At 63.5% G+C, this 19,103-nt stretch carries 19 protein-coding genes and 1 riboswitch; of the genes, 7 read left to right on the plus strand and 12 right to left on the minus strand.

The features are described 5' to 3' along the window. Positions 1 to 12: 12 nt before the first annotated feature. A complete protein-coding gene (locus tag ACYQ01_RS07405) occupies positions 13 to 204 on the minus strand; it encodes a hypothetical protein (RefSeq protein WP_459933194.1) in 192 nt (63 codons plus the stop codon). A 416-nt stretch (positions 205 to 620) separates the two neighbouring features. On the opposite strand from ACYQ01_RS07405, the gene ACYQ01_RS07410 reads away from it, so the two are divergent. Further along, complete coding sequence (locus ACYQ01_RS07410; RefSeq protein WP_459933195.1) at positions 621 to 1,970, plus strand: PP2C family protein-serine/threonine phosphatase; 1,350 nt, start codon at positions 621 to 623, stop codon at positions 1,968 to 1,970. 195 nt (positions 1,971 to 2,165) lie between these two features. After that, positions 2,166 to 2,336 carry a hypothetical protein gene (locus ACYQ01_RS07415; protein ID WP_459933196.1) on the plus strand — a complete coding sequence of 57 codons (171 nt, stop codon included), beginning with the start codon at positions 2,166 to 2,168 and terminating at the stop codon, positions 2,334 to 2,336. Positions 2,337 to 2,560: 224 nt separating this feature from the next. On the opposite strand, the gene ACYQ01_RS07420 is transcribed toward ACYQ01_RS07415, so the two are convergent. The 4 genes from ACYQ01_RS07420 to ACYQ01_RS07435 form a co-directional block, all read right to left on the minus strand. Next, positions 2,561 to 3,277 carry a ubiquinone/menaquinone biosynthesis methyltransferase gene (locus ACYQ01_RS07420; protein ID WP_459933197.1) on the minus strand — a complete coding sequence of 239 codons (717 nt, stop codon included), beginning with the start codon at positions 3,275 to 3,277 and terminating at the stop codon, positions 2,561 to 2,563. Between the two features lie 3 nt (positions 3,278 to 3,280). Next, positions 3,281 to 3,463, minus strand: coding sequence for a hypothetical protein (locus ACYQ01_RS07425; RefSeq protein ID WP_459933198.1), 183 nt, complete (start codon positions 3,461 to 3,463; stop codon positions 3,281 to 3,283). Between the two features lie 316 nt (positions 3,464 to 3,779). After that, positions 3,780 to 4,907: a DUF362 domain-containing protein gene (locus ACYQ01_RS07430; protein WP_459933199.1), complete on the minus strand. Its 1,128-nt coding sequence runs from the start codon at positions 4,905 to 4,907 to the stop codon at positions 3,780 to 3,782. Between the two features lie 53 nt (positions 4,908 to 4,960). Then, positions 4,961 to 5,740 (minus strand): RNA methyltransferase, encoded by a 780-nt coding sequence (locus ACYQ01_RS07435; protein WP_459933200.1) that lies wholly within the window; start codon positions 5,738 to 5,740, stop codon positions 4,961 to 4,963. Positions 5,741 to 6,285: 545 nt separating this feature from the next. Between ACYQ01_RS07435 and ACYQ01_RS07440 the strand changes: the two genes are divergently transcribed. Next, positions 6,286 to 6,942: a glycosyltransferase family 2 protein gene (locus ACYQ01_RS07440; protein WP_459933201.1), complete on the plus strand. Its 657-nt coding sequence runs from the start codon at positions 6,286 to 6,288 to the stop codon at positions 6,940 to 6,942. 45 nt (positions 6,943 to 6,987) lie between these two features. Here the strand turns inward: ACYQ01_RS07440 and ACYQ01_RS07445 are convergent, their stop codons facing one another. The 7 genes from ACYQ01_RS07445 to ACYQ01_RS07475 all read right to left on the minus strand — a co-directional run bounded on the left by ACYQ01_RS07445 (position 6,988) and on the right by ACYQ01_RS07475 (position 15,037). After that, on the minus strand, positions 6,988 to 8,121 hold the full coding sequence (locus ACYQ01_RS07445; protein ID WP_459933202.1) for an aminotransferase class V-fold PLP-dependent enzyme: 1,134 nt from the start codon (positions 8,119 to 8,121) through the stop codon (positions 6,988 to 6,990). Between the two features lie 160 nt (positions 8,122 to 8,281). Continuing rightward, positions 8,282 to 9,619: a glutamine synthetase family protein gene (locus ACYQ01_RS07450; protein WP_459933203.1), complete on the minus strand. Its 1,338-nt coding sequence runs from the start codon at positions 9,617 to 9,619 to the stop codon at positions 8,282 to 8,284. 769 nt (positions 9,620 to 10,388) lie between these two features. Then, positions 10,389 to 10,694: a hypothetical protein gene (locus tag ACYQ01_RS07455; RefSeq protein ID WP_459933204.1), complete on the minus strand. Its 306-nt coding sequence runs from the start codon at positions 10,692 to 10,694 to the stop codon at positions 10,389 to 10,391. 60 nt (positions 10,695 to 10,754) lie between these two features. Next, positions 10,755 to 11,045: a hypothetical protein gene (locus ACYQ01_RS07460; protein WP_459933205.1), complete on the minus strand. Its 291-nt coding sequence runs from the start codon at positions 11,043 to 11,045 to the stop codon at positions 10,755 to 10,757. A 790-nt stretch (positions 11,046 to 11,835) separates the two neighbouring features. Beyond that, positions 11,836 to 12,351, minus strand: a complete 516-nt coding sequence (locus ACYQ01_RS07465; RefSeq protein WP_459933206.1) for a hypothetical protein — start codon at positions 12,349 to 12,351, stop codon at positions 11,836 to 11,838. A gap of 22 nt (positions 12,352 to 12,373) precedes the next feature. Then, positions 12,374 to 13,888, minus strand: a complete 1,515-nt coding sequence (locus tag ACYQ01_RS07470) for a carbon-nitrogen hydrolase family protein (RefSeq protein WP_459933207.1) — start codon at positions 13,886 to 13,888, stop codon at positions 12,374 to 12,376. 117 nt (positions 13,889 to 14,005) lie between these two features. After that, complete coding sequence (locus ACYQ01_RS07475; RefSeq protein ID WP_459933208.1) at positions 14,006 to 15,037, minus strand: SGNH/GDSL hydrolase family protein; 1,032 nt, start codon at positions 15,035 to 15,037, stop codon at positions 14,006 to 14,008. Between the two features lie 67 nt (positions 15,038 to 15,104). Further along, a riboswitch (cobalamin riboswitch) is annotated at positions 15,105 to 15,290 on the plus strand. Positions 15,291 to 15,638: 348 nt separating this feature from the next. On the opposite strand from ACYQ01_RS07475, the gene ACYQ01_RS07480 reads away from it, so the two are divergent. From ACYQ01_RS07480 to cobI, 4 genes are read left to right on the plus strand one after another with little or no spacing between them, the layout of a single operon-like run. Further along, a complete protein-coding gene (locus tag ACYQ01_RS07480; RefSeq protein ID WP_459933209.1) occupies positions 15,639 to 16,673 on the plus strand; it encodes a FecCD family ABC transporter permease in 1,035 nt (344 codons plus the stop codon). Beyond that, on the plus strand, positions 16,666 to 17,463 hold the full coding sequence (locus tag ACYQ01_RS07485; protein ID WP_459933210.1) for an ABC transporter ATP-binding protein: 798 nt from the start codon (positions 16,666 to 16,668) through the stop codon (positions 17,461 to 17,463). The genes ACYQ01_RS07480 and ACYQ01_RS07485 overlap by 8 nt, the downstream gene beginning before the upstream one ends. Further along, on the plus strand, positions 17,463 to 18,380 hold the full coding sequence (locus tag ACYQ01_RS07490) for an ABC transporter substrate-binding protein (protein ID WP_459933211.1): 918 nt from the start codon (positions 17,463 to 17,465) through the stop codon (positions 18,378 to 18,380). Before ACYQ01_RS07485 ends, ACYQ01_RS07490 begins: the two co-directional genes overlap by 1 nt. Further along, on the plus strand, positions 18,377 to 19,081 hold the full coding sequence (cobI, locus tag ACYQ01_RS07495) for a precorrin-2 C(20)-methyltransferase (RefSeq protein ID WP_459933212.1): 705 nt from the start codon (positions 18,377 to 18,379) through the stop codon (positions 19,079 to 19,081). Before ACYQ01_RS07490 ends, cobI begins: the two co-directional genes overlap by 4 nt. Positions 19,082 to 19,103: the final 22 nt, after the last annotated feature.

Below are 19,103 nucleotides of genomic sequence, written 5' to 3' on the forward strand. Positions count from 1 at the left end.
ATAGCCGATCTCTCAGAAACGACCAGCCCTCTCCAGACTGGTCCTGGCCGTGCGGGCCAAAATCACGGCCTCGCGCCTTGTCAGGGTCCAGGTCTTGCCCGCGTTTTCCGGGGGCTTGAACTTTTCCAGGGCGTCAGTCAGGGCCGTAAGCTCGGTTATTCCCGCCTCCGTCCGCCTGCCGAACCGGCTGTAGGGAAAGATCATGTGGGCCCACCACGGTCAGGCGTTGGTACGCGGCGCGATCCAGGACCGGCCAGTCCACATGGTCCTCCTTGCGAGAGGGGATTTCCGGCAGGGGATCGACGGTCGGGGTTTTGCCGTCGGGCCCCAGGGTGACAGCGGGCTTATCGCACGATTTGTCCTCCCTCTTCCCCTGGGCGCGAGCAGGCGCGGAGAAAAGAAAAACGGCCAAGAGGCAGATCAGGGCAAGAACGCGGGGCGACACGTGGGCATGGGGGCTCCTGAGGGCGAAAAAAACTCGCCTTTCCGAACGACATATCGTACAGTAATATATACAATACCATATCGGAACCGCACGGTACGAAGTCCCTGAGCCCGATGTTTCTCGCGTCGCCCCCACGCCACGGCGGGAGCGAAGAGGCCTTTTCCGGGCTGCGATCATGGACAGAAAAACCGTTTGCGGGCATGACGACTCCATGGACTTCGGTCAGGCCCCCCCTCCCCACCGATCCGCTGCTTCGGACCACCGCCTGGAAAAACTCAAGCGCTGCTTCGAACTGGGCGAACTCATCACCGCCTCCCTTGACCTGGACGTGGTGCTCGAACGCATCATGACCACCACCCGCCAGGCCCTGGAGGCCGAGACGTGCAGCCTGTTGCTCACCGAATCCCCCGACGGCGAGGGCCGGCTCGTGTTCACCGTGGCCCAGGGACCGGTGTCCCACCTGCTGCCCAAGGGGCGCATGCTGCCCAGAGGACAAGGACTGGCCGGCTGGGTGCTCGAACACGGGCAAGCCCTGCTCGTGCCCGACGTCTACGCCGACCCCCGGTTCAATCCCGGCGTGGACAGGCGCACCGGCTACCGCACCCGCACCATGCTCTGCGCCCCCCTGGCCGTGAAAGGACGCATCATCGGCGTGGCCCAGCTCATCAACCGGCTCGACGCCACCCCCTTCACCCCGGAGGACCTGGAATTCTTCAGCCTGCTTTGCGTCCAGGCCGCCATCGCCATCGACAACGCCCGACTTCACCAGGCCATGCTCGAAAAACAGCGCATGGAGTTCGACATGGAATTGGCCGCCAGCATCCAACGCGGATTCCTGCCCAAGACCCCGCCCCCCATGCCCGGCCTGGAGACCGCGGCCGTGAACATCCCCTGCGATTCCACGGGCGGCGACTACTACGACTACATCCCCCTTTCGAACGACCGCGTGCTCATCGCCGTGGGGGACGTGAGCGGACACGGCATTCCGGCCGCCCTGCTCATGGCCAGCGTCCGGGCCTATCTGCGCGCCCGCGCCCTGCACGAGGAAACGCTCGACGCCCTGGCCCGCGACGTCAACACCCTGCTCTGCCAGGATACCGGCGACACCGGAAACTTCATGACCCTGTTTCTTCTGCTCCTGCACCCGCCCACGCGAACGCTCCGCTTTCTGCGGGCGGGACACGACCCGGCCGTGATCGTCGACGCGGAGTCGAAAAGAACCCTGCGTCTGTCGCCTCCCGGCATCCCCCTGGGCATCGAGTCCGGACAGCGCTTCCCCCAGGACGGCCCCGTCAGCCTGGAACCGGGGCAGATCCTCTATTTGGGCACGGACGGCATCTGGGAAACGTTTGACCCCCAGGGGGCCATGTACGGCAGGAAGCGGCTGGAAGAGGTGGTGGCGGCCAACGTCACCCGTTCGGCCACAGAAATCGTGGACGCGGTGCTGGCCGACGTGGCGAGCTTTCGCCAGGGCACCAGGCAAGAGGACGACGTGACCCTCCTGGTGATCAAGTCCCTGGAGTGACGCACGGAAGCGGTCCTGCCGACAAAATTGTCGACACCACGGAGAGTCCGACATTTTTGTCGGTCCACCCCGCGCCACCCGTCTCATTTTTTCGGAACAATTCAGAGAGTTGCCCGTTTTTCTCTTCTGGCACGCATTATGCTTAGGAGTCAGGGAACGGTCCAATCACGACCACCCCAGAAGGAGGAAACGGCCATGGGCGAAACCCTGTTCATTTTTACCGTGTTCGGCGTCGTGGCCCTGCACTGGATAGCGGAGCTTCTTCCGACCAAACGGTCCATGTGGCTTTCGGAACTCCACCTCGACCAGACGCACATCTGGGACGATCCCGCCAGGAACGCCCCGCCGCCCGCAACGCGTTCCTAAAGCGGCGCCCACGGAACAGGCGTTGCCGGGTCTCGTGAACGACACACCGCAACGTCTGGTTGTCCGAGAGAAATGCGGCGTCATCCTCTTCAGAAATGCCGGACGAATACCGAATCGCTTTGCCGTCCGGGTCGACAAACGCCGTCCGGGGAGCCTTCGAACCACGCCGAAGACTCCCCGGACGATCGCGCCGATCCGGCGCGCGAAGACCTTTTCCCGCCTTCCTACGCGCGAATGTCCTTGACCGCCACATGCACCACCACGATGCCCGAAGCCATGGGCTCATGCCACACCCGAACGAAGCCGGCGTTTTTCAGCTCCTGCTCCAGGGTCTTGGCGTCGGGAAACTCGCGGATGGTGCGGGCCAGGTATTCGTACGCCCCGTCGTCCTTGGAGAACAGCTTCCCCAACCGGGGCAAAAGCCGGTTCAGGTAGAAGTTGTAGATTCCGCCCCAGATGCGCTGGCGTCCGGAGCCGAACTCCAGGATGCAAAGCCGCCCTCCGGGCTTGAGGGTGCGCAGGATTTCGGCATAGGCCGCGTCGCGGGGCAAAATGTTGCGGATGCCAAAGGCGATGGTGACCCCCTCGAAGCTTTCCTCGGCAAACGGCAGGGCCAGGGCGTCGGCCTGCACCGGATCGATGGAGCCCGCCTTGCGTCTGGCGAGCTTGGCCTGGCCGCGCCGGAGCATGGGCAGGCAGAAGTCCGCCGCCGCGACGCGACACAGAGGATGGCGCCGGGTCACGGCCAGGGAGACGTCCAGGGTGCCGGCGGCCAGGTCCAGCACCCGGGTCGGCCGGGTGGAGGGCAGACCGAGCTGGGCCACCAGCCGCGACCGCCAATGGATGTCCAGCCCCAGGCTCAAAAAGTGGTTGAGAAAGTCGTACCAGCCGGCGATGCGGCCGAACATGCCGGCCACCTGACAGCCATGGGAGGCGCTCACGGTTCAGTCGTCCTTTCCGGAGGCCAGGCCGTCGGGCAGGGTCTCCTCGCTTAGGGTGCGCAGCACTTCCAGATAGATCTTGGCGAAATGGGTGGTGAAATTGGTGGGAGTGATGCGCCCGGTTTCCACAAATTTGACCACGATCTCCTTGGTCATCTGCATGGCCTGGGCCTTGAGCTTGTCCATGGGGCCTCCGGAGCCGCTTGACGGGCCGGAAGACGAAGCCCGGACCCGTCCGTTGAAAAACCGCCCGGGGGGAAATGGCCTTTGACCGCCAAAGGACCAACCGGGCGGAAAAAGGGAAATACCTGAGAAAGCACTCCCCCTTTTTTTCGTGAAGCGGCCTTAGCATGCCGGGGTCCCGGCGTCGAGGGGCGCCGCCCCCGAGCGCCGGCGCGTCCGGGAAGAAAGGGCTCCCGGCGACGCGGGGAGAGCATGCGTCGGACGCCGCTTCCGACGTCCGACGCCCAAAGACGCGCGCCGTGTCCGCGAAAATGTGGTCCTAGATTTCCACCAGTTCGTACTGGGTTGTGCCCAGGCCGATCTCCTCGGCGTAGCTGAGTTGCAGGTCGCCCATGGTGTGGGTCCACAACCCCTTGAACTTGTGCTCGCCCGGGGCGTGGTTGCAAGCCAACTGGGTGCCGACCAGGGCGGCCTGGGCGTTGACCATGTCCAGACAGGCCTTGTCCAGGGCCACGGGATCTGTGGAAGCCATCATGCCGATGTCGGGCACGATGGGCGCGTCGGACCAGGGGATGCAGTCGCAGTCCGGCGTGATGTTCATAAGAAAAGTCAAAAAGCCCACCTTGTTCTTGCGCCCCTTGATGGCCGCGAAGGCGTATTCCACCATGCGCTCGGTGAAAGGAGCCATTTCCGTGGCCCAGTCCATGTAGATGGCCTTTTCCTGGCACACGGTCAGGCACTCGCCGCAGCCGATGCACTTTTCCCGGTCGATGCTGGCTTTTTTCTCGGCGATGGTGATGGCTTTCTGGGGGCAGACCTTGAAACAGGCCGCGCACCCCACGCACCGCTTGTCGCTGACCTTGAAGCGCGGGGAATGCTGGTCCCGCTTGCCGGCCGGCGGGGCGCAGCCCATGGCCAAATTCTTGATGGCTCCGCCGAAGCCGGCCATCTCGTGTCCCTTGAAGTGGCTGACCACCATGAGCGCGTCGGCCTCGGCGATGCCCAGGGCGACCTTGGCGGTTTTGAAGTGCTTCTTGCCTATGTTGATGGATTTCCAGCAATTGCCGCGCAGACCGTCGGCAATGACGATGGGCGCTCCGGCCGTTTCCGGGCCGAAACCGTGAGCCAAGGCGGTTTTCATGTGGTCCACGGCGTTCTCGCGCGAACCGGAATAGAGTGTGGCCGTGTCGGTGAGGAACGGCTTGGCGCCGTAATGAACAAGCTTGTCCACCACGGCCCGCACCAGCACGGGGCTGATGAAGGTGTCATTGCCGAGTTCGCCGAAATGCACCTTCACGGCGGTGAGGGAATCTTTCCAGGCGAGCTTTTTGAACCCGGCCACCTCGAAAAGCTTGGCGATGCGCGAAAGCTTGTTTTCCTTGACGGTTCGGGCACGGAAATTGGCGAAATACACCGGACTGGGTTTCTTGGCGGGGCTGGCGCTCATGGCGTCTCCTTGGCTGCGGAATAGACGTATTGTGACCGCAGGCCCCCCTCCGGTCAAGTCCGCCCGTTTTCCCCTTTTCCCTTGCCCGCCGGCTTGGCTCCGGCCGCCCACTTCATCTGGCGACAGATCCCCATGAGCAGGTTGAACTCGTTGCGCTTGAGTCCCACTCGGTCGGCGAAACGGCGCACCGGCAGCATCCAGTACTCGGGGTTGTCGTCCTTCAAGAAGTCGATGGCCAACAGGGCCTCCTGCAGATTGGCGAACAGGGCCTCCCGCTCCTCGTGGGTGGCCTGACGAGAGTCCGGCGGCCCGCCGGGCTTGAAGGGCATTTTCAGACTCGCCTTGAAAAATTCGTAGAGCACGATGAGCACGGCCTGGGCCAAATTGAGCGATGACGCCGCGACGCTCGTGGGAATGGTGATCAAACGCCCGCAAATGCGCGTCTCGTCGTTGGTCAGCCCCCTGTCCTCGGGACCGAAGACCACCGCCGCGCTCGCGCCCGAACGCAAGATATCCACCCCCCTGGCCGCGGCCGTCTCCGGCGTGAGCATGCCCTTGCGCCAACCACCGGTGCGGGCCGTGGTTCCGTACACCATCTCGAAGGGAGCCAAAGCCCCGGCCAAGTCGTCGGTCACGGTCATGGCTTCCAGAATGGGCTGGCCCTTCTGGGTGGCCAAAGCCCTGGCTCGACCGGGATCATAGTCCTGAGGCGAAACAACGATGAGTTCACTCACCCCCATGTTGGCCATGGCCCGAGCCGTGGAACCCACGTTCACGGAAAACTTGGGCGAAAAAAGCACCACCGCCAGCCTCGAAAGCGCGTCGCTGTCCATGGTCGGGCTCTGTATCCCGCAAGGGAAAGAGCGGCAAGGAGAATGCGAAGAAGAGAGGAAGAGGGAAGAGAGCCTCCGGCGGCCGGGGGGAATGATTCCCCCCGGTCCCCCCCGGGTGAAAGCGGACACGGGAACCACGGCGCTGGCGACGACCAGGCCGGCTGGCTGGCGAAAACATTGCGTTGGTCATTCGGGGCCGGGCTTTGCCGGCCCCGAATGACCAACGCGATTTCTCACGACAGCGCATAGCGCCGTGGGCCGTGTTTCGGGCCGTTCCGGGACCGCAAGGCCGGTCCCGGAACGGCCCGAAACAATACTTTTCCCCCACCCCGCGCCTGTCCATCCCCCCTCTCGCCCCCCCTTCTCCCGCAGGCAACCGGGGAGTCCAGAGGGGGTCACCCCCTCTGGCCGCCGAAGGCATTTCTTCCCCATTCCCCCTCTTTCCCAACGCGCCTTGACGAGACCCACAGGGGGGGAATACCGAGAAATATCGTCCCTTCAACCCGTGCGCCGCATGGCGCCAAGCGACGCGCTACCGACCGCCCATGGAAACACTCTTCAGCATCATCACGCCAAGCTGCGGCAGACGTCCCAGGGCGCTCGCCCTGGCCATCAAAAGCCTTGAGGACTCGGTGGCACACGCCGGCCTGCCCCCAGGCAGCGTCGAACTGCTCGTGGGCTTCGACGGGGTAAAATGCCCGCGCCCGGAAACGTCGCTCCCCGCCCGGTTCGTCGATTTTCCCAAATCACCCGGCGGATTCGGCAACGAAATACGCGACCGCCTGATACGGGTGGCCAAGGGACGCCATCTGCTATTCCTGGACGACGACAACGCCTACACTCCGGGGGCCATATCCGCGTTTCTGCGCTGCGTGGAGCACGAAATGATCATCGGGCGCATCGACGTCAGCCGGGCGTTCGCCATCGACATCCTTCCCGCGCCGGGTGAGCCCGAGGAAAAATGCGTGCGCCAGGGAAACATCGACCCGTTGTGCCTGTGCCTTTCGCGCGAGCTCGTAGTGATACGTTGCGGCGGCTGGAACAACGAGGGCGGATACGAATCGGACTTTCTCAACATCCGTCGCTATCATCGCCGGGCGCGCGGCGTGGCCCTGCTCGACGAGGTGGTGGGCGTCTACGACGCCGGTGCGGGCCTGGACCCCCAGGGAATCAACCCCCGCCAGGCGCGCGGGCGGCGATAAAGGAACCACGCCTCCGGCCGGGCCACAGGGGAGTTTCCGCTTCGCTCAAGTGGACAATCCCCTGGCCAAGGCGGTGATGCAACGCTCCACGTCCCCATCGCTGACAAAGGCGTGACAGGCCAGGCGCAAACGCGTTCCCCTGGCCCCTACGTGAACGCCCATGCGGGCCAGGTCGGCGGCAAGGGGCCTGGCGTCGCGGCCATGGGGCAGGGCCAGGCCCAGCAGATGGGGGGCTCGCTCCCCCACCGGGGTGGGAATGAGCCCGAAGGCTTGGCCGGCGGCCGCCAAACGGGTGATCTTGGGCCGCAGGCTCTCGGACAGGGCCGTGGCGCCCCAGGCGTTCATGAGGTCCAGGGAAGCGGCGACCATGGCCATGCGGAGGCCATCGCCGACTTGCCCCATGTCGTAGCGCCTGGCTCCGGGCCGATAGTCCATGCGGTCTTGAACGGAACCGGAAAAGTCTTCCGCATTCTGGCGGTTGAACCAGTTTTCCTCCAGAGGCTCGCCGTCCAACCACTGGTCGGCCAGATAGAGAAAGGCCACCCCGTAGGGACACAGCAGCCATTTGTGGGCCGTGACGGCGAGAACGTCGGGACGTACGGCCGCCAGATCCAGGGGAAGCATGCCTGCGGACTGGGTGGCGTCCACCGCCAGGCGGGCTCCCACCCGGTCGCAGGCGACGCGTATGGCGGCCAGATCGAACACCGTGCCGTCGATCCAGTGGCAGTGCGGCAGGGCCACCAAGCCCACGTCGGCGGTAACGGCGTCCTCCACGGCCCGGCTCCAGGTTCCTTCGGCCGGTCGGGGAACCGGAACCACAACCGCTCCGGGCACTTTACGCCAGGGATGGACGTTGGACGGGAACTGCCCGTCCAGCACCACGACCTTTTGCCCCGGTTCAAGGGACAGATTTTTGGCGGCCACGGCCATGGCGTAGGAAACGGAACCCACCACGGCCACGTTGGCCTCGGGCGCGCCCAGGAGCGTGGCAAAGCCCCGGCGGGCGGCTTCCAGGCCGGCGAAGCGCACGTCGGCCGCCATGTTCCAGGGCTGACGACGCCGGGCCATGGCCTCGATACCGGCCCGTTCGGCGGCCAAGGGCAGCGGGGAAGTGTGGGCGCAATCCAGATAGGCGACGTCCTCGGGGATGTCGAAACGATGGCGTTGGCAGTCGAGCATGGTCTCTCCGCGATTGGTGGGATGGAGGGCTCAAGCCAGGAGCCCGGCCGTCGGGCCCGGTCCCGCTCTTTCGGAAGTGTGGCCCGGCGCGTCCGGGAAGGCAAGCGCGAAAAAAAGGCCGCCCGTTTCCGGGCGGCCGCGAAATCGTGAACCGGAGAGTCTACAGCACGGGCAGGTAACGCTCGATTTCCCACTCGGTGACCTGGGTGCGGTACTGATCCCATTCCATCTTTTTGTAGTCCACCAGGGCGCCGTGCAGGTGCTCGCCCAGGATCTCGCGCATGAGCGCGCTCTTTTCCAGGTTGAGGATGGCCTCGTGGAGCGATCCCGGCAGGGCGGTGATGCCGTTTTTCTTCATCTCTTTTTCGTTCATGTGGAAGATGTTCTCTTCAATGGGCTTGGAGAGCTTGTAGCCTTCCTCAATGCCCTTGAGTCCCGCGCCGAGCATGACCGCAAAGGCCAGGTAGGGGTTGCAGGCCGGGTCCGGGCTTCTCAGTTCGATGCGAGTGGCGGCTTCCTTGCCGGGCTTGTACATGGGCACGCGCACCAGGGCCGAACGGTTGCGCTGGGCCCAGGCCACATAGACCGGGGCTTCGTAGCCGGGCACCAGGCGCTTGTAGGAGTTGACCCACTGGTTGGTGACCAGGGTGAACTCCGAGGCGTGCTTGAGTATGCCGGCGATGTAGCTTTGGGCTTCCTTGGAGAGATGCCCCGGCGCCTGGGCGTCGAAAAAGGCGTTCTTGGACCCCTTGAACAACGACTGGTGCACGTGCATTCCCGAGCCGTTCTCGCCGAACAGGGGCTTGGGCATGAAGGTGGCGTAGCAGCCGTGTTTGCGGGCGATTTCCTTGACCACCACCCGGTAGGTGATGGCGGTGTCGGCCATGGACAGGCCTTCGCTGTAGCGCAGGTCGATCTCGTGCTGGGAGGGCGCCACCTCGTGGTGGGAGTACTCCACGGCGATGCCCATGGATTCCAGGGCGAAGTTGATGTCGCGGCGCACGTCGTTGGCCAAGTCGAGCGGCGGGGCGTCGAAGTATCCGCCCCGGTCGAGAATGCGCGGTTCGGAGGAGTTGGCGAAGAGAAAAAACTCGAGTTCCGGGCCAACGTAATAGGTGTAGCCCTTGTCGGCGGCCTTCTTGAGCATTTTCTTCAGCACAAAGCGCGAATCGGCGGCAAAGGGGGTGCCGTCGGGGTTCTTGATGTCGCAGAACAGGCGGGCCACCGGCCGGTCGCTGGGACGCCAGGCCACGAGCTGAAACGTGGTGGGATCGGGGAAGGCCACCATGTCCGATTCCTGGATTTTGGTGAACCCGGTGATGGAAGAGCCATCGAAGCCCATGCCCTCCTCAAAGGCGGATTCCAGTTCGCGGGGCGCGATCTGAAAGCTTTTGAGCGTGCCCAGAATGTCGATGAACCAGAACTGGATGAACGACACATTGTAGTCTTTGACCGCCTTGAGCACGTCGTCAGCGTTTTTGCACTTGAAAACCGCCATGGGTAACCTCCGTATGGGGTGTGGCTGCGCGGGACCGGCCGTACGGGCGCGCATATTTCCGCTAGCGTACCGGAAAGCGACGGCAAGCGCTTTCCCGAGTTTCCGAATCGGCCGCGCCGGGCCTGGCCCCGCGCGAGCGCGCCTCCGGTCGTTTTTGAACGCGCAAGCGCGTCGAAACCGACAGGATTGTGGCCACGCATACACCATAATAGCCAAAGCCCGCCTCGACTTCAAGACGGCATGCGTTTTTGGCTTGACAAAATTGTGAGTCGTTTCTTCCCAGATCAGGGGGAAAGGACGCGACGACAACTCCCCTACGACGTCAACAAAACAAAGACTGCGAACTTTGCTCAAAACAGGGCGAGGAAAATCTTGCTCAACTCTACACCAGAAGAGGCAGCTCATACAGAGCCGCTAAACCGTAAGTCCAACATCAATAATTTGTCACAAGAAGACAATAGGCATACGCCATCAGGCGAACAACAAAATACAAAACCAAACGAATACATATTCCTTGGAGCAGATAGTATTTAACGCTGCATCCCGTTGGCCGACAGGGATCAAGGCTGGACATCATCCCCTGCGTCAGCGTGCCAGACATTTCATGCCTTAAACAATGTTACTAGCCCGAAACAAGCATACGCCGACCAGCAAGCACAAGGAGTCAAGAGAACTGCCACCCCCAGCAAACATTCTTACAGAACAACATACAAACCCCACCATCAGATATCAACAAATCGTAACACCAACAATGACGAGTAGGTCTGTGTTACACAGCAACTTCATCCTTCGCATCGAGCATTTTTGTCCCAACAACAGCGCCAATCACGGAGCAGATCAACAAGATTCCATACACTGCAACCTCTTTATAATGCTGAGCATTATCTCTCGTCGCAAACTCAACAAAAGACTTTGCCCCATCGATACCAAGCCTGGAAGACTCTATCTCTCGTATATCGGCTTCAGAAAAATGCACAATATCCTTTGCACTCTGATACCCATTATACCCACTAAAACCAAACATAGCCAAAGAAAGCAAAATAATAATCACTCCCCACACTTTTTTCCCTGACATTATACCCCCCCTGTAACGAATAAAAAAGTTATTCTACAGCCACCGCAAGTTCAAGCCGTTTCATTTAGCATTTACCATCTTTGTCCCAACGACAGCACCAAATACAGAACAGAGCATGAGCACTCCACAGAGAGCGACATCGTGATAACGTTCCGAATTACCTCTCTGTGTATAACGAATAATATACCTTTCAGCATCACTCATCTCACCAGCCGATTCCTTTTGTTTTATATAACGCTCAGAGATGTGGATAACCCCTTTCATACTTGTATACCCAATATACCCACTAATTCCAAACACGGCCACTGAAAGTAGGATAATAATCGTTCCCCAGACCTTTTTCGCTGTCATTGCCGCCCTCCAATAAATATAAAATCTACTCTCTGATCATGGCAAACGCAAGCATTTTCACGCTGCATATTTTCCTAGTGTATTGATTCCCACCGAGACGCACACTTGACTGTCTATTCTTCCGGGTATGGAACACCTGATACCGTGCTTCAGGGAAAGGTGCCCTGCCTTGATCCCTGTCGCTCAGCGCAGACACGATGTTAAAGACACAATGCGCCCAGTAATAAGCCTGGAGGTTGGAAATAGCCTTCGAAGAAACATAACGATACGGCAGTCGAAAAATTCTTGGCGCAAGAAAAAAGAGAAGGGCCGGAGCGATTGCTCCGGCCCTTGAAAAGACCCTTGAGGGGGTTACGCAGTTTCCTGTTTCCAGGGCCTTGCCATACCTGCCGCGCTTTTTCGGGTTGCTTGTTTTTCCGTTGTCCGGGCACGGGCCCGAACGATTCAGGGTTTGTTCCGTCGGTCTTGCGCGGCGTACCGAGCCTGACGTCAGGCCGTTTGAACGAGGTTCGTCAGGGTTTTCACTCCTGCTTGGTCGTGCACGATCCCCCCTCGTTCACCCATGTTTTGAAAAATAAGCACTCCAGGGAGGTTGTCTAGGGCCTGTCATGAAAAAAATGCAAAAAAGAGCTTCCCCGGCCCAGGAAATATCCTGGGCAAAAACATCCAAAGACTTCAAGGTGTTGTACGCTTCAACAAGACGCATGCCGGCAGGCGGCCCGCCCGGGGACAAAAAGAGCGGCCCCGAACGTCCACGCCCCGAACAGGGCGCGCCCGCGGGGGCTCCGCGCTAGGCCAGATCCGCCGCGGCCTGGCGCCCCGTGGGAGTGAGAAACACCAGGGCCGTGCGCCCGCGTTTGAGTCGCTGCACCAGTCCCATCTCCTCCAGACAGCGCAACCGGTTCTCGATCTCGCCCAGCGGGGCTCCCAACTCCAGGGCCAGCTTGGCCGAAACCACGCCATCGCTCAGGAGCAGGCCACCCAGGATGTCCCGATCGGACTGGCAGGCCCCCACCTCTTCGGCCAACTCGTCGGACGTGCGGGTGTCGAGTTTGGTCCGGGCCAGGTCGAGCATGATGTCGATGCCCCCCATGTAGCGTTCCACCTTTGGCCATTCCGGCTTGTTGGTCCGGTAGAACCAGGTGGAGAAGTCCGACAGGCTGGCGTACCGCCTGGCCAGGGCCACGTTGTCCTGGCCGAAGATGAGCCTGCGAAACGAGGAAAGAAGCACGAAGTGATCCTTTCGGAAGGCTTCGAAATCCTGGGCGATAACATCTTGTTTCATGCGTTCGATCAAGGGATCCATGGTCGTGTCCTTGGCCGGAGGCCTACATGAGCTGATGGAGCCGGTAGATGAGCAAGGGAGGCGAATCCAACCGTTCCACCCGGCTCTTGCCGTGTTTCCCGCTGAACTTCTTGGACGGGGCGTAAAGAAACGAGAGTTCGACCCCTTCGCCCCTGAAAAGCTGGGTGCAGCTCACCGAGGCGCAACAGGCCGTCACCATGTTGAACTGGCCGCCGAAGATGTCCCGGGCCTTGCTGTGGAACTTGTCGATGCCCAGCGTCATGGCAGGAACGAAGAGAAAGTCGCACGGCACGCGCGAGATGATGGACTCCACGGAGGGCAACAGCATGTCCAGACAGATCACCGTGGCCATGCGCCCGATGGGGGTGTCGACAAAGACCACCGGGCTTTCGGTATGGATGTATTCCACCAGTTCCTCGCCGGCCACGAGGTCGAATTCCCTGCGGATGAAGTCGCGGTTGGGACTTTTTTCGATGATGTCCGCAGTGAGCACGAAGGGACGTTTTTTCGTGTGCTCCCAGACCACGTTGCCCTGCCAGTCGAGCATGGTGGCCAAGTTGACGTAGCCGGCGTGGGGGCGCTCCTTGTGGAAGCTTCCGGCCACCACCAGCTTGAGCTGGTGCGGCCCGTTGTGGGTCGAGAGATATTCCACCATGGAGGTGAGGGCGTCGTGGTCCACCGTGAGCTCGGGGAAGATCAGGATGTCCACCCGTTCCTCCTGGGCCTTGGCCAGGATGGAGCAGACGTACTCTTCCATCGTGTCCCGGTCCGGGCTTTTCAAGTTCACGTAGCGGAAGGGCACCTTCATGCCCACGCCTTTTTTGCGGTAGGTTTCCACGTCAAAGACAAAGCCGGCGTCCATGGGCGACAGGGCGATGGTCAGGGTTTCCAGGTTGGCCAGGCTGCGGTGAAACGACGAGCCGGACTGGCGGCTCACCTTGCCCGGCGAGAGAATCACCCTGTGATTGTTCACCCGGCCGTCCTTGACCAGGGTGTGATGTTCGAGAAAATGATAGGAAATGGTGGCCGAAAAATAGGCCTCGTCGTAATCCAGGGGGTCGGCGCCGATCCAGCGGGAAAAGATGGGCTTGATGCGCGGGGCGATGACGTATTCGCCCTTGCTGCCGCCGACTTCCACCTGGATGGGCGTGTAGTAGTTGGAGTTCATGAGCCGGACGAGGGGATCGCTCGGGGGCAGCACCTGGGCCTGCGTCCCCGCGGTCTGCACGCCGAGCCCCGCCAGTTGGGCGTCGAGCCGGGGCAGAAGCGCGGCCACGAAGAGTTTGGCCGTCCGCTCGGAATGGATATTGCGACGGATATACTCGTTGAGCGTCCACATGCAGGCCGGGGAGTCTTCCTCCTCCAGGGGCAAGGTGGCCACGTCGCGGGCTATGCGCACGTCCTGGTCGACTTCGAGCACACTGATGAGTTCCTCTTCGTAGTCCAACGCCACGTGGTAGATGGTGGCGAAGAGTTCGTACAAGCGGGCCAGTTTGCAGAAGTCTATGGATTGTAACGTCTCGAGCAAGGACGCCACGGGACGAACCTCCTGAATTGGTCCGCCGTGCGGACCGGGATGGACCTTCTGGTCGGTCTCTTTCTCTGGATACCCGGACGAAAGGCGGTTGTCCAACCCCCTTTGCCCGGGTCGGCGTTATTGCACCATGGGCACGCCCCAGTACTGCTTGGGCACGAAATCCTTTTCCTTGAGAAACTTGGTCAGCTCCCAGGCGAGAACCCCGCTGGCCGCCTCGTTGGGATGGCGAAAGGGGTCGTGGGCCAGAACCATTTCGTCGTTGACCAGGGGCGTGCCCACGTAGAGGCACGGGGGACCGCCCTGTTTAAAGGCGTCCACGAACATCTGGCCCACCCGGGTGAACAGGATGAACTTGGCCCCGTGTTCCTGGCTTTCGCGGTCGAAAAGGCGGGCGATGTCCAGTCCCAGCCCCACGGTGTCGGCCCAGAACTTGGGATCGAGCGGAGGTCCGACCTCGCCGGGCTTGGCCTTGGGGATGGCCATCCAATACACGGTGTTGCGCAGGATCTCGTAGGTACGACACCAGGTCGCGGCAAACCGGTCCGCCGCCACAAGAGCCATGAACAGGGGAGAATTGTTGGTCACGGGAGAATTCTTGAGCTCCAGCTTGCCGTTTTCCTCCACGAAACGCGGCTTGCCCAGGCGCCAAATGCTGTCGGTCATGTGCCGAAAGTCGGCAAAGTGCGGCACGTAGCAGATCACCAGATCCGGGTGGAGCTTGTAGCCGTCGCGGCGCACCCGCAAGAGCATCTGGTCGATGCCGTAGCCGCTCACGGCCAGGTTCACCACCTCGACGTTCTTGAAGTACCCCTGAAGCAACACGGGCAAGGTGAACCGTTCGCGCAGTCCGAAACCGAACGCGTGGGAGTCGCCCACCACCACGATGCGGAACGTGCCTTCGGGCTTTTCGGGCGTCACCACCGGTCCGCGATAGCCCTGGTCGTTGATGGCGTATTCCACGTCCACCCCGGTGGTCTTGGACCAGGCCGTGGCCCCGGGCTTGAGCGACCATCCCAAGTCCGGATCAAAGCACCCGATCTGTTGCGGCACCACAAAGCCCCAGGTGCGATCGAGCATGCGCCAAAAAATGCGCGACGACACTTCAATAAAAGCAAGCAGGCAGAGAATGTAGAGAATTGCACGCTTCATGCTGGGGCCGGTAGCAGTTTGACGGGGCGTTTTGCAAGACCCTCTTTGACAGGGGTCGGGCTTTGTCCTAGGAAACTGGCGTTCCGGCCCCCTGAATATGGGGCGCTTGCGAGGGAATCCGGTGCGAAACCGGAGCGGTCCCGCCGCTGTGACCGGGGACGAAACCCGCCAGACGCCACTGCCCACGGGCGGGAAGGCGCGGGGAGTAGAATGATCCGGAAGCCAGAAGACCTGCCGGAACGCCGGGCGCGGCCATGCTCCCGGACCGGGCGAACACGTCCGCCCGGCCGGGAGCATGGCCGACTTCCACGATCGGTTTCCGAAGTCGCATGCCGCGCGTCACGGAGCCGAATGCGGAAGCGCCCGGCCGCCTGGCCCGGATTCCCTGGCGGACGCCCGAGCCCGGTTCCCGAGGAGGAAACACCGTGATTTTGTCCCGCGCGTCCCGCATTCGACGCCTTTCGTCCTTGCCGCCCCGCCGCGCATGCGGCAACGCGTTTCGTCAGGCCGAGCCCGCGACCAGCGCTCGTCGCCTGGGCGCGCGTGCGCGTTTCGCCCGTTTCGCGGTCCGCGTCGCCTCTCCCCTCCCCGGAGCCCGTCCTTGACCCCCCTTCCGGGGCGCTCACGCGCCGGCGCAACGGCCCTGGCCCTGATCGCCGCCTTGGCCCTGCTGGTGGCCTGGGCCGCTTCCAACGGACCGGCCCCCCTGCCCGCCGGGCTGGTGGGGCGCATCCTGGCCGGCAAGCTCCTGGCCTGCTCCTCCTGCCTGGACGGCGTGGGCGACGTGGCCCAACGCCTGGTTCTCGAAATCCGACTGCCCCGCATCGTCGCCGCCGGAGCCGTGGGCGCGGCCCTGGCCCTCTCCGGCGGACTGTTCCAGGGACTTCTGCAAAACCCCCTGGCCGATTCCTACACCCTGGGCGTCTCGGCCGGGGGAGCGCTCGGGGCCTGCCTGGGCCTGCTGGCCGGCGTGGGCGGCCACGGCGAACTGGCCCTGGCCGCCTGTTCCCTGGCGGGCTCCCTGGCCGCGCTCGCCGTGGTGCTGACCCTGGCCACGGCCAGGGGACGCCTCGATCCGGTCACCCTGGTTCTGGCCGGAGTCATCGTGTCCGCCACCTTGCAGGCGGGACTGGGATTCGTGAAGTTTCTGGCCGGCGACAACGTGGCCGGCCTGGTGTTCTGGCTCATGGGCGGATTCGTGGCCAAGACCTGGTCCGAGGCCTGGCTGGCCCTGGGCGGCCTGGGCATGGGACTGGCCGGGGCCGTGGCCTTCGCCCGCGACCTGGACGCCCTGTGCGCGGGCGACGAAACCGCGAAGGGGCTGGGCGTGAACGTGGCCGCGGTGCGCCTGGGGCTCCTCGTCTGCGCCTCGGCCTGTGTCGCGGCCTGCGTGGCCGTCTCGGGCATCATCGGTTTCGTGGGCCTGGTGGTGCCCCACATGGTGCGCCTGGCCGCCGGCCCGGCCCATCGCCGTCTCCTGCCCCTGTCCGCCCTGGCCGGAGCCGTCCTCCTGCTGGCGGCGGATACGGCCGTGCGCACGGTCCTGCCCCACGAGGTGCCGGTGGGCGTGCTGACGGCGCTCTTGGGCGGCCCCTACTTCTGCCTGCTCTTCGTGCGCGGAGCGGCCCGTGTGTAGCGCGCGGACGCCCGACCCGGTTCTTTTGCGCGGGACCGGCCTGCGGGTGGTGCGCGGTGGACACGAAGCCCTGGCCGGAGCCGACATCGCGCTGCGAGCCGGCGAAGTGCTGGGCGTGGTCGGGCCCAACGGGGCGGGCAAATCCACCCTGCTTCACTGCCTGGCCGCGCTGGAACGTCCGGCCGCCGGGCGGGTGGAGCTGGCCGGAATCGACGTCTTCACCCTGTCCCGACGCGCCCTGGCCCGCCAAGTGGGCTTTCTTCCCCAGGAAACCCTGGACCGCTTCGGTTTCACGGTGCTCGACTGCGCCCTCATGGGCCGCTACCCCCACCTGGGCCGCTTCGCCGCCCCCGGGGCCCCGGACCTGGACGCGGCCAGGCGGGCCCTGTCCGAAACAGACCTGGCCCACTTGGCGGACCGGTCCGTGACCACCCTTTCCGGCGGAGAAAAACGCCGCGCCGCCCTGGCCCGGGTGCTGGCCCAGGAGACGCGCGTCATGCTGCTCGACGAGCCGGCCTCGGGCCTCGACATCCGCCACGCCCTGGCGGCCATGCGCCTTTTGCGCCAGCGGACCGCCGAAGGGGCCGGCGTGGCCGTGGTGCTGCACGATCTCAACCTGGCCGGAGCCTTCTGCCACAGCGTGCTGATTCTGTCCCAAGGCCGGGTTCTGGCCTGCGGGCCCACGCCCGAAACCCTTACCCGGGAGAACGTGGCCGCCGCCTTCGGCGTGAACTCCCTGGTGGACATCCTGCCCGGCGGGGCCGTGCGGGTGACGTATCTGGAGGCATAATGCGCGTTTTGCTTCGATTTGCCGCATTGGCGCTGCTTTTTCTCCCGACCCTGGCCCTTGGCGCCGAGGTGACCGGAGACGACGGGCGCACTCTGCGTTTTGACAAACCCTTCACCCGCGTGGTTTCGCTCTACGCCGCCCACGAGGAAAACCTCGCGGCCATGGGGGCCGCTTCCGCCCTGGTGGGAGTTTGCGAGCCCGGTTCCGTCCGTCCCGGCGTCACGCTCGTCTCGGCCAGGGATTCGGCCGAGGCCCTGGCCGCCCTCAAACCCGACCTGGTGCTGGCCCGGCCCATGCATTTGGCCGCCCATCCCGGACTGGTCAGCCAGCTCGACCGGCTGGGCGTGGCCGTAGTCTGCCTGCAACCCAGCGGTCCCCAGGCCCTGGAAAACTATTGGCTCGCCCTCGGCCGCCTGGTCGGACGCGAACAGGCGGCCCGCGACATGATCCGCACCTTCCACGCGGACATGGCCCACCTCTCCGCCCTGACCGCCGCCATTGCCCCGGACAAACGCCAGCGGGTGTTTCTGGAATCCATCCACCGCCAGATGAAGACCGTGAGCCCCGGCTCCATGGCGGCCCACGTGCTGGAGCGCGCCGGGGTGGTGAACCTGGCCGCCGACGCCGAGCCGGTTTCCGGCAGCAACATCGCCCGGTTCGGGCTGGAGCGCCTGGTGGCCCTTGGCCCGAAGGTGGACGTGTACCTGGCCCAGGTCGGTCCCATGAACCCGGTCACGCGCGAGGAAATACTGGCCACGCCGGGTTTCGGGGCGGTCAAGGCCGTGGCCGAAGGCCGCGTGGCGCTTCTGGAAGAGGCGGTGGTGAGCCGACCCACCCCGCGCCTGGTCGAGGGAGTGCGCCAAGTGATCGCGGTCTGTTACCCCGAGCTGGCCGACAAGGCCAAGGAGGCCCAATGAGCGGCCTGGGAACCCTGCACGGCGTTGGGGTGGGTCCGGGCGATCCCGAACTTCTCACCCTGCGCGCGGCGCGTCTTCTGGGCGAGGCGGCGGTGGTGTTCGCGGCGGCCTCCTCGAAGAACGACTATTCCGTGGCCTTTTCCATAGTCGGTCCCCACATCGGCGAAAGCACCACGGTGGAGCGGCTCGACTTCCCCATGACCAAGGACAAGGACCGCCTCGAAACCGCCTGGCGCGTCGGAGCCCGTCGGGTGCTGGACACCCTGGAGACCGGACGGGATGCGGTCTTCATCACCCTGGGCGACCCCATGACCTATTCCACCTTCCTCTACCTGGCGCGCACCCTGCGCGCCCTGCGCCCCGAGGTTCCGCTCTCGGTGACCCCGGGCATAAGCTCGGTGCAGGCGGCGGCCGCCGCGGCCGGGATGGGACTGGCCGAATCCACGGGGAACTTCGCCGTGCTTTCCGGGGTGGACTCCCCCGAGCGGTTGCGCCGGTCCCTGGAAGCGGCGGACACGGCGGTGATTCTCAAGGCCTATCGCACGTACCCGGCGCTGCGCTCCCTGCTGGTCGACATGGGCCTGGCCGACAAGGCCGTGCTAGTGAGCCGGTTGGGCCTGCCCGGACAGGCCGTGGTGCGAGGTCTTGACGACGACTCCCTGACGCCTCCCTATTTCTCCCTGATTCTGGTCCAAAAATAAGCTTGACAAAAAAAGCGTGGAA

This window comes from Fundidesulfovibrio butyratiphilus (assembly GCF_054657235.1).

What these genes read in the sequence shown, in the direction of transcription:
- ACYQ01_RS07490 (WP_459933211.1), top strand. Translation starts at nt 17,463, where the DNA reads ATGCGCGTTTTGCTTCGATTTGCCGCATTGGCGCTGCTTTTTCTCCCG.
- ACYQ01_RS07465 (WP_459933206.1), bottom strand. Translation starts at nt 12,351, where the DNA reads ATGGATCCCTTGATCGAACGCATGAAACAAGATGTTATCGCCCAGGAT.
- ACYQ01_RS07460 (WP_459933205.1), bottom strand. Translation starts at nt 11,045, where the DNA reads ATGACAGCGAAAAAGGTCTGGGGAACGATTATTATCCTACTTTCAGTG.
- ACYQ01_RS07425 (WP_459933198.1), bottom strand. Translation starts at nt 3,463, where the DNA reads ATGGACAAGCTCAAGGCCCAGGCCATGCAGATGACCAAGGAGATCGTG.
- ACYQ01_RS07440 (WP_459933201.1), top strand. Translation starts at nt 6,286, where the DNA reads ATGGAAACACTCTTCAGCATCATCACGCCAAGCTGCGGCAGACGTCCC.
- ACYQ01_RS07415 (WP_459933196.1), top strand. Translation starts at nt 2,166, where the DNA reads ATGGGCGAAACCCTGTTCATTTTTACCGTGTTCGGCGTCGTGGCCCTG.
- cobI (WP_459933212.1), top strand. Translation starts at nt 18,377, where the DNA reads ATGAGCGGCCTGGGAACCCTGCACGGCGTTGGGGTGGGTCCGGGCGAT.
- ACYQ01_RS07405 (WP_459933194.1), bottom strand. Translation starts at nt 204, where the DNA reads ATGATCTTTCCCTACAGCCGGTTCGGCAGGCGGACGGAGGCGGGAATA.
- ACYQ01_RS07435 (WP_459933200.1), bottom strand. Translation starts at nt 5,740, where the DNA reads ATGGACAGCGACGCGCTTTCGAGGCTGGCGGTGGTGCTTTTTTCGCCC.
- ACYQ01_RS07475 (WP_459933208.1), bottom strand. Translation starts at nt 15,037, where the DNA reads ATGAAGCGTGCAATTCTCTACATTCTCTGCCTGCTTGCTTTTATTGAA.
- ACYQ01_RS07455 (WP_459933204.1), bottom strand. Translation starts at nt 10,694, where the DNA reads ATGTCAGGGAAAAAAGTGTGGGGAGTGATTATTATTTTGCTTTCTTTG.
- ACYQ01_RS07445 (WP_459933202.1), bottom strand. Translation starts at nt 8,121, where the DNA reads ATGCTCGACTGCCAACGCCATCGTTTCGACATCCCCGAGGACGTCGCC.
- ACYQ01_RS07430 (WP_459933199.1), bottom strand. Translation starts at nt 4,907, where the DNA reads ATGAGCGCCAGCCCCGCCAAGAAACCCAGTCCGGTGTATTTCGCCAAT.
- ACYQ01_RS07410 (WP_459933195.1), top strand. Translation starts at nt 621, where the DNA reads ATGGACAGAAAAACCGTTTGCGGGCATGACGACTCCATGGACTTCGGT.
- ACYQ01_RS07450 (WP_459933203.1), bottom strand. Translation starts at nt 9,619, where the DNA reads ATGGCGGTTTTCAAGTGCAAAAACGCTGACGACGTGCTCAAGGCGGTC.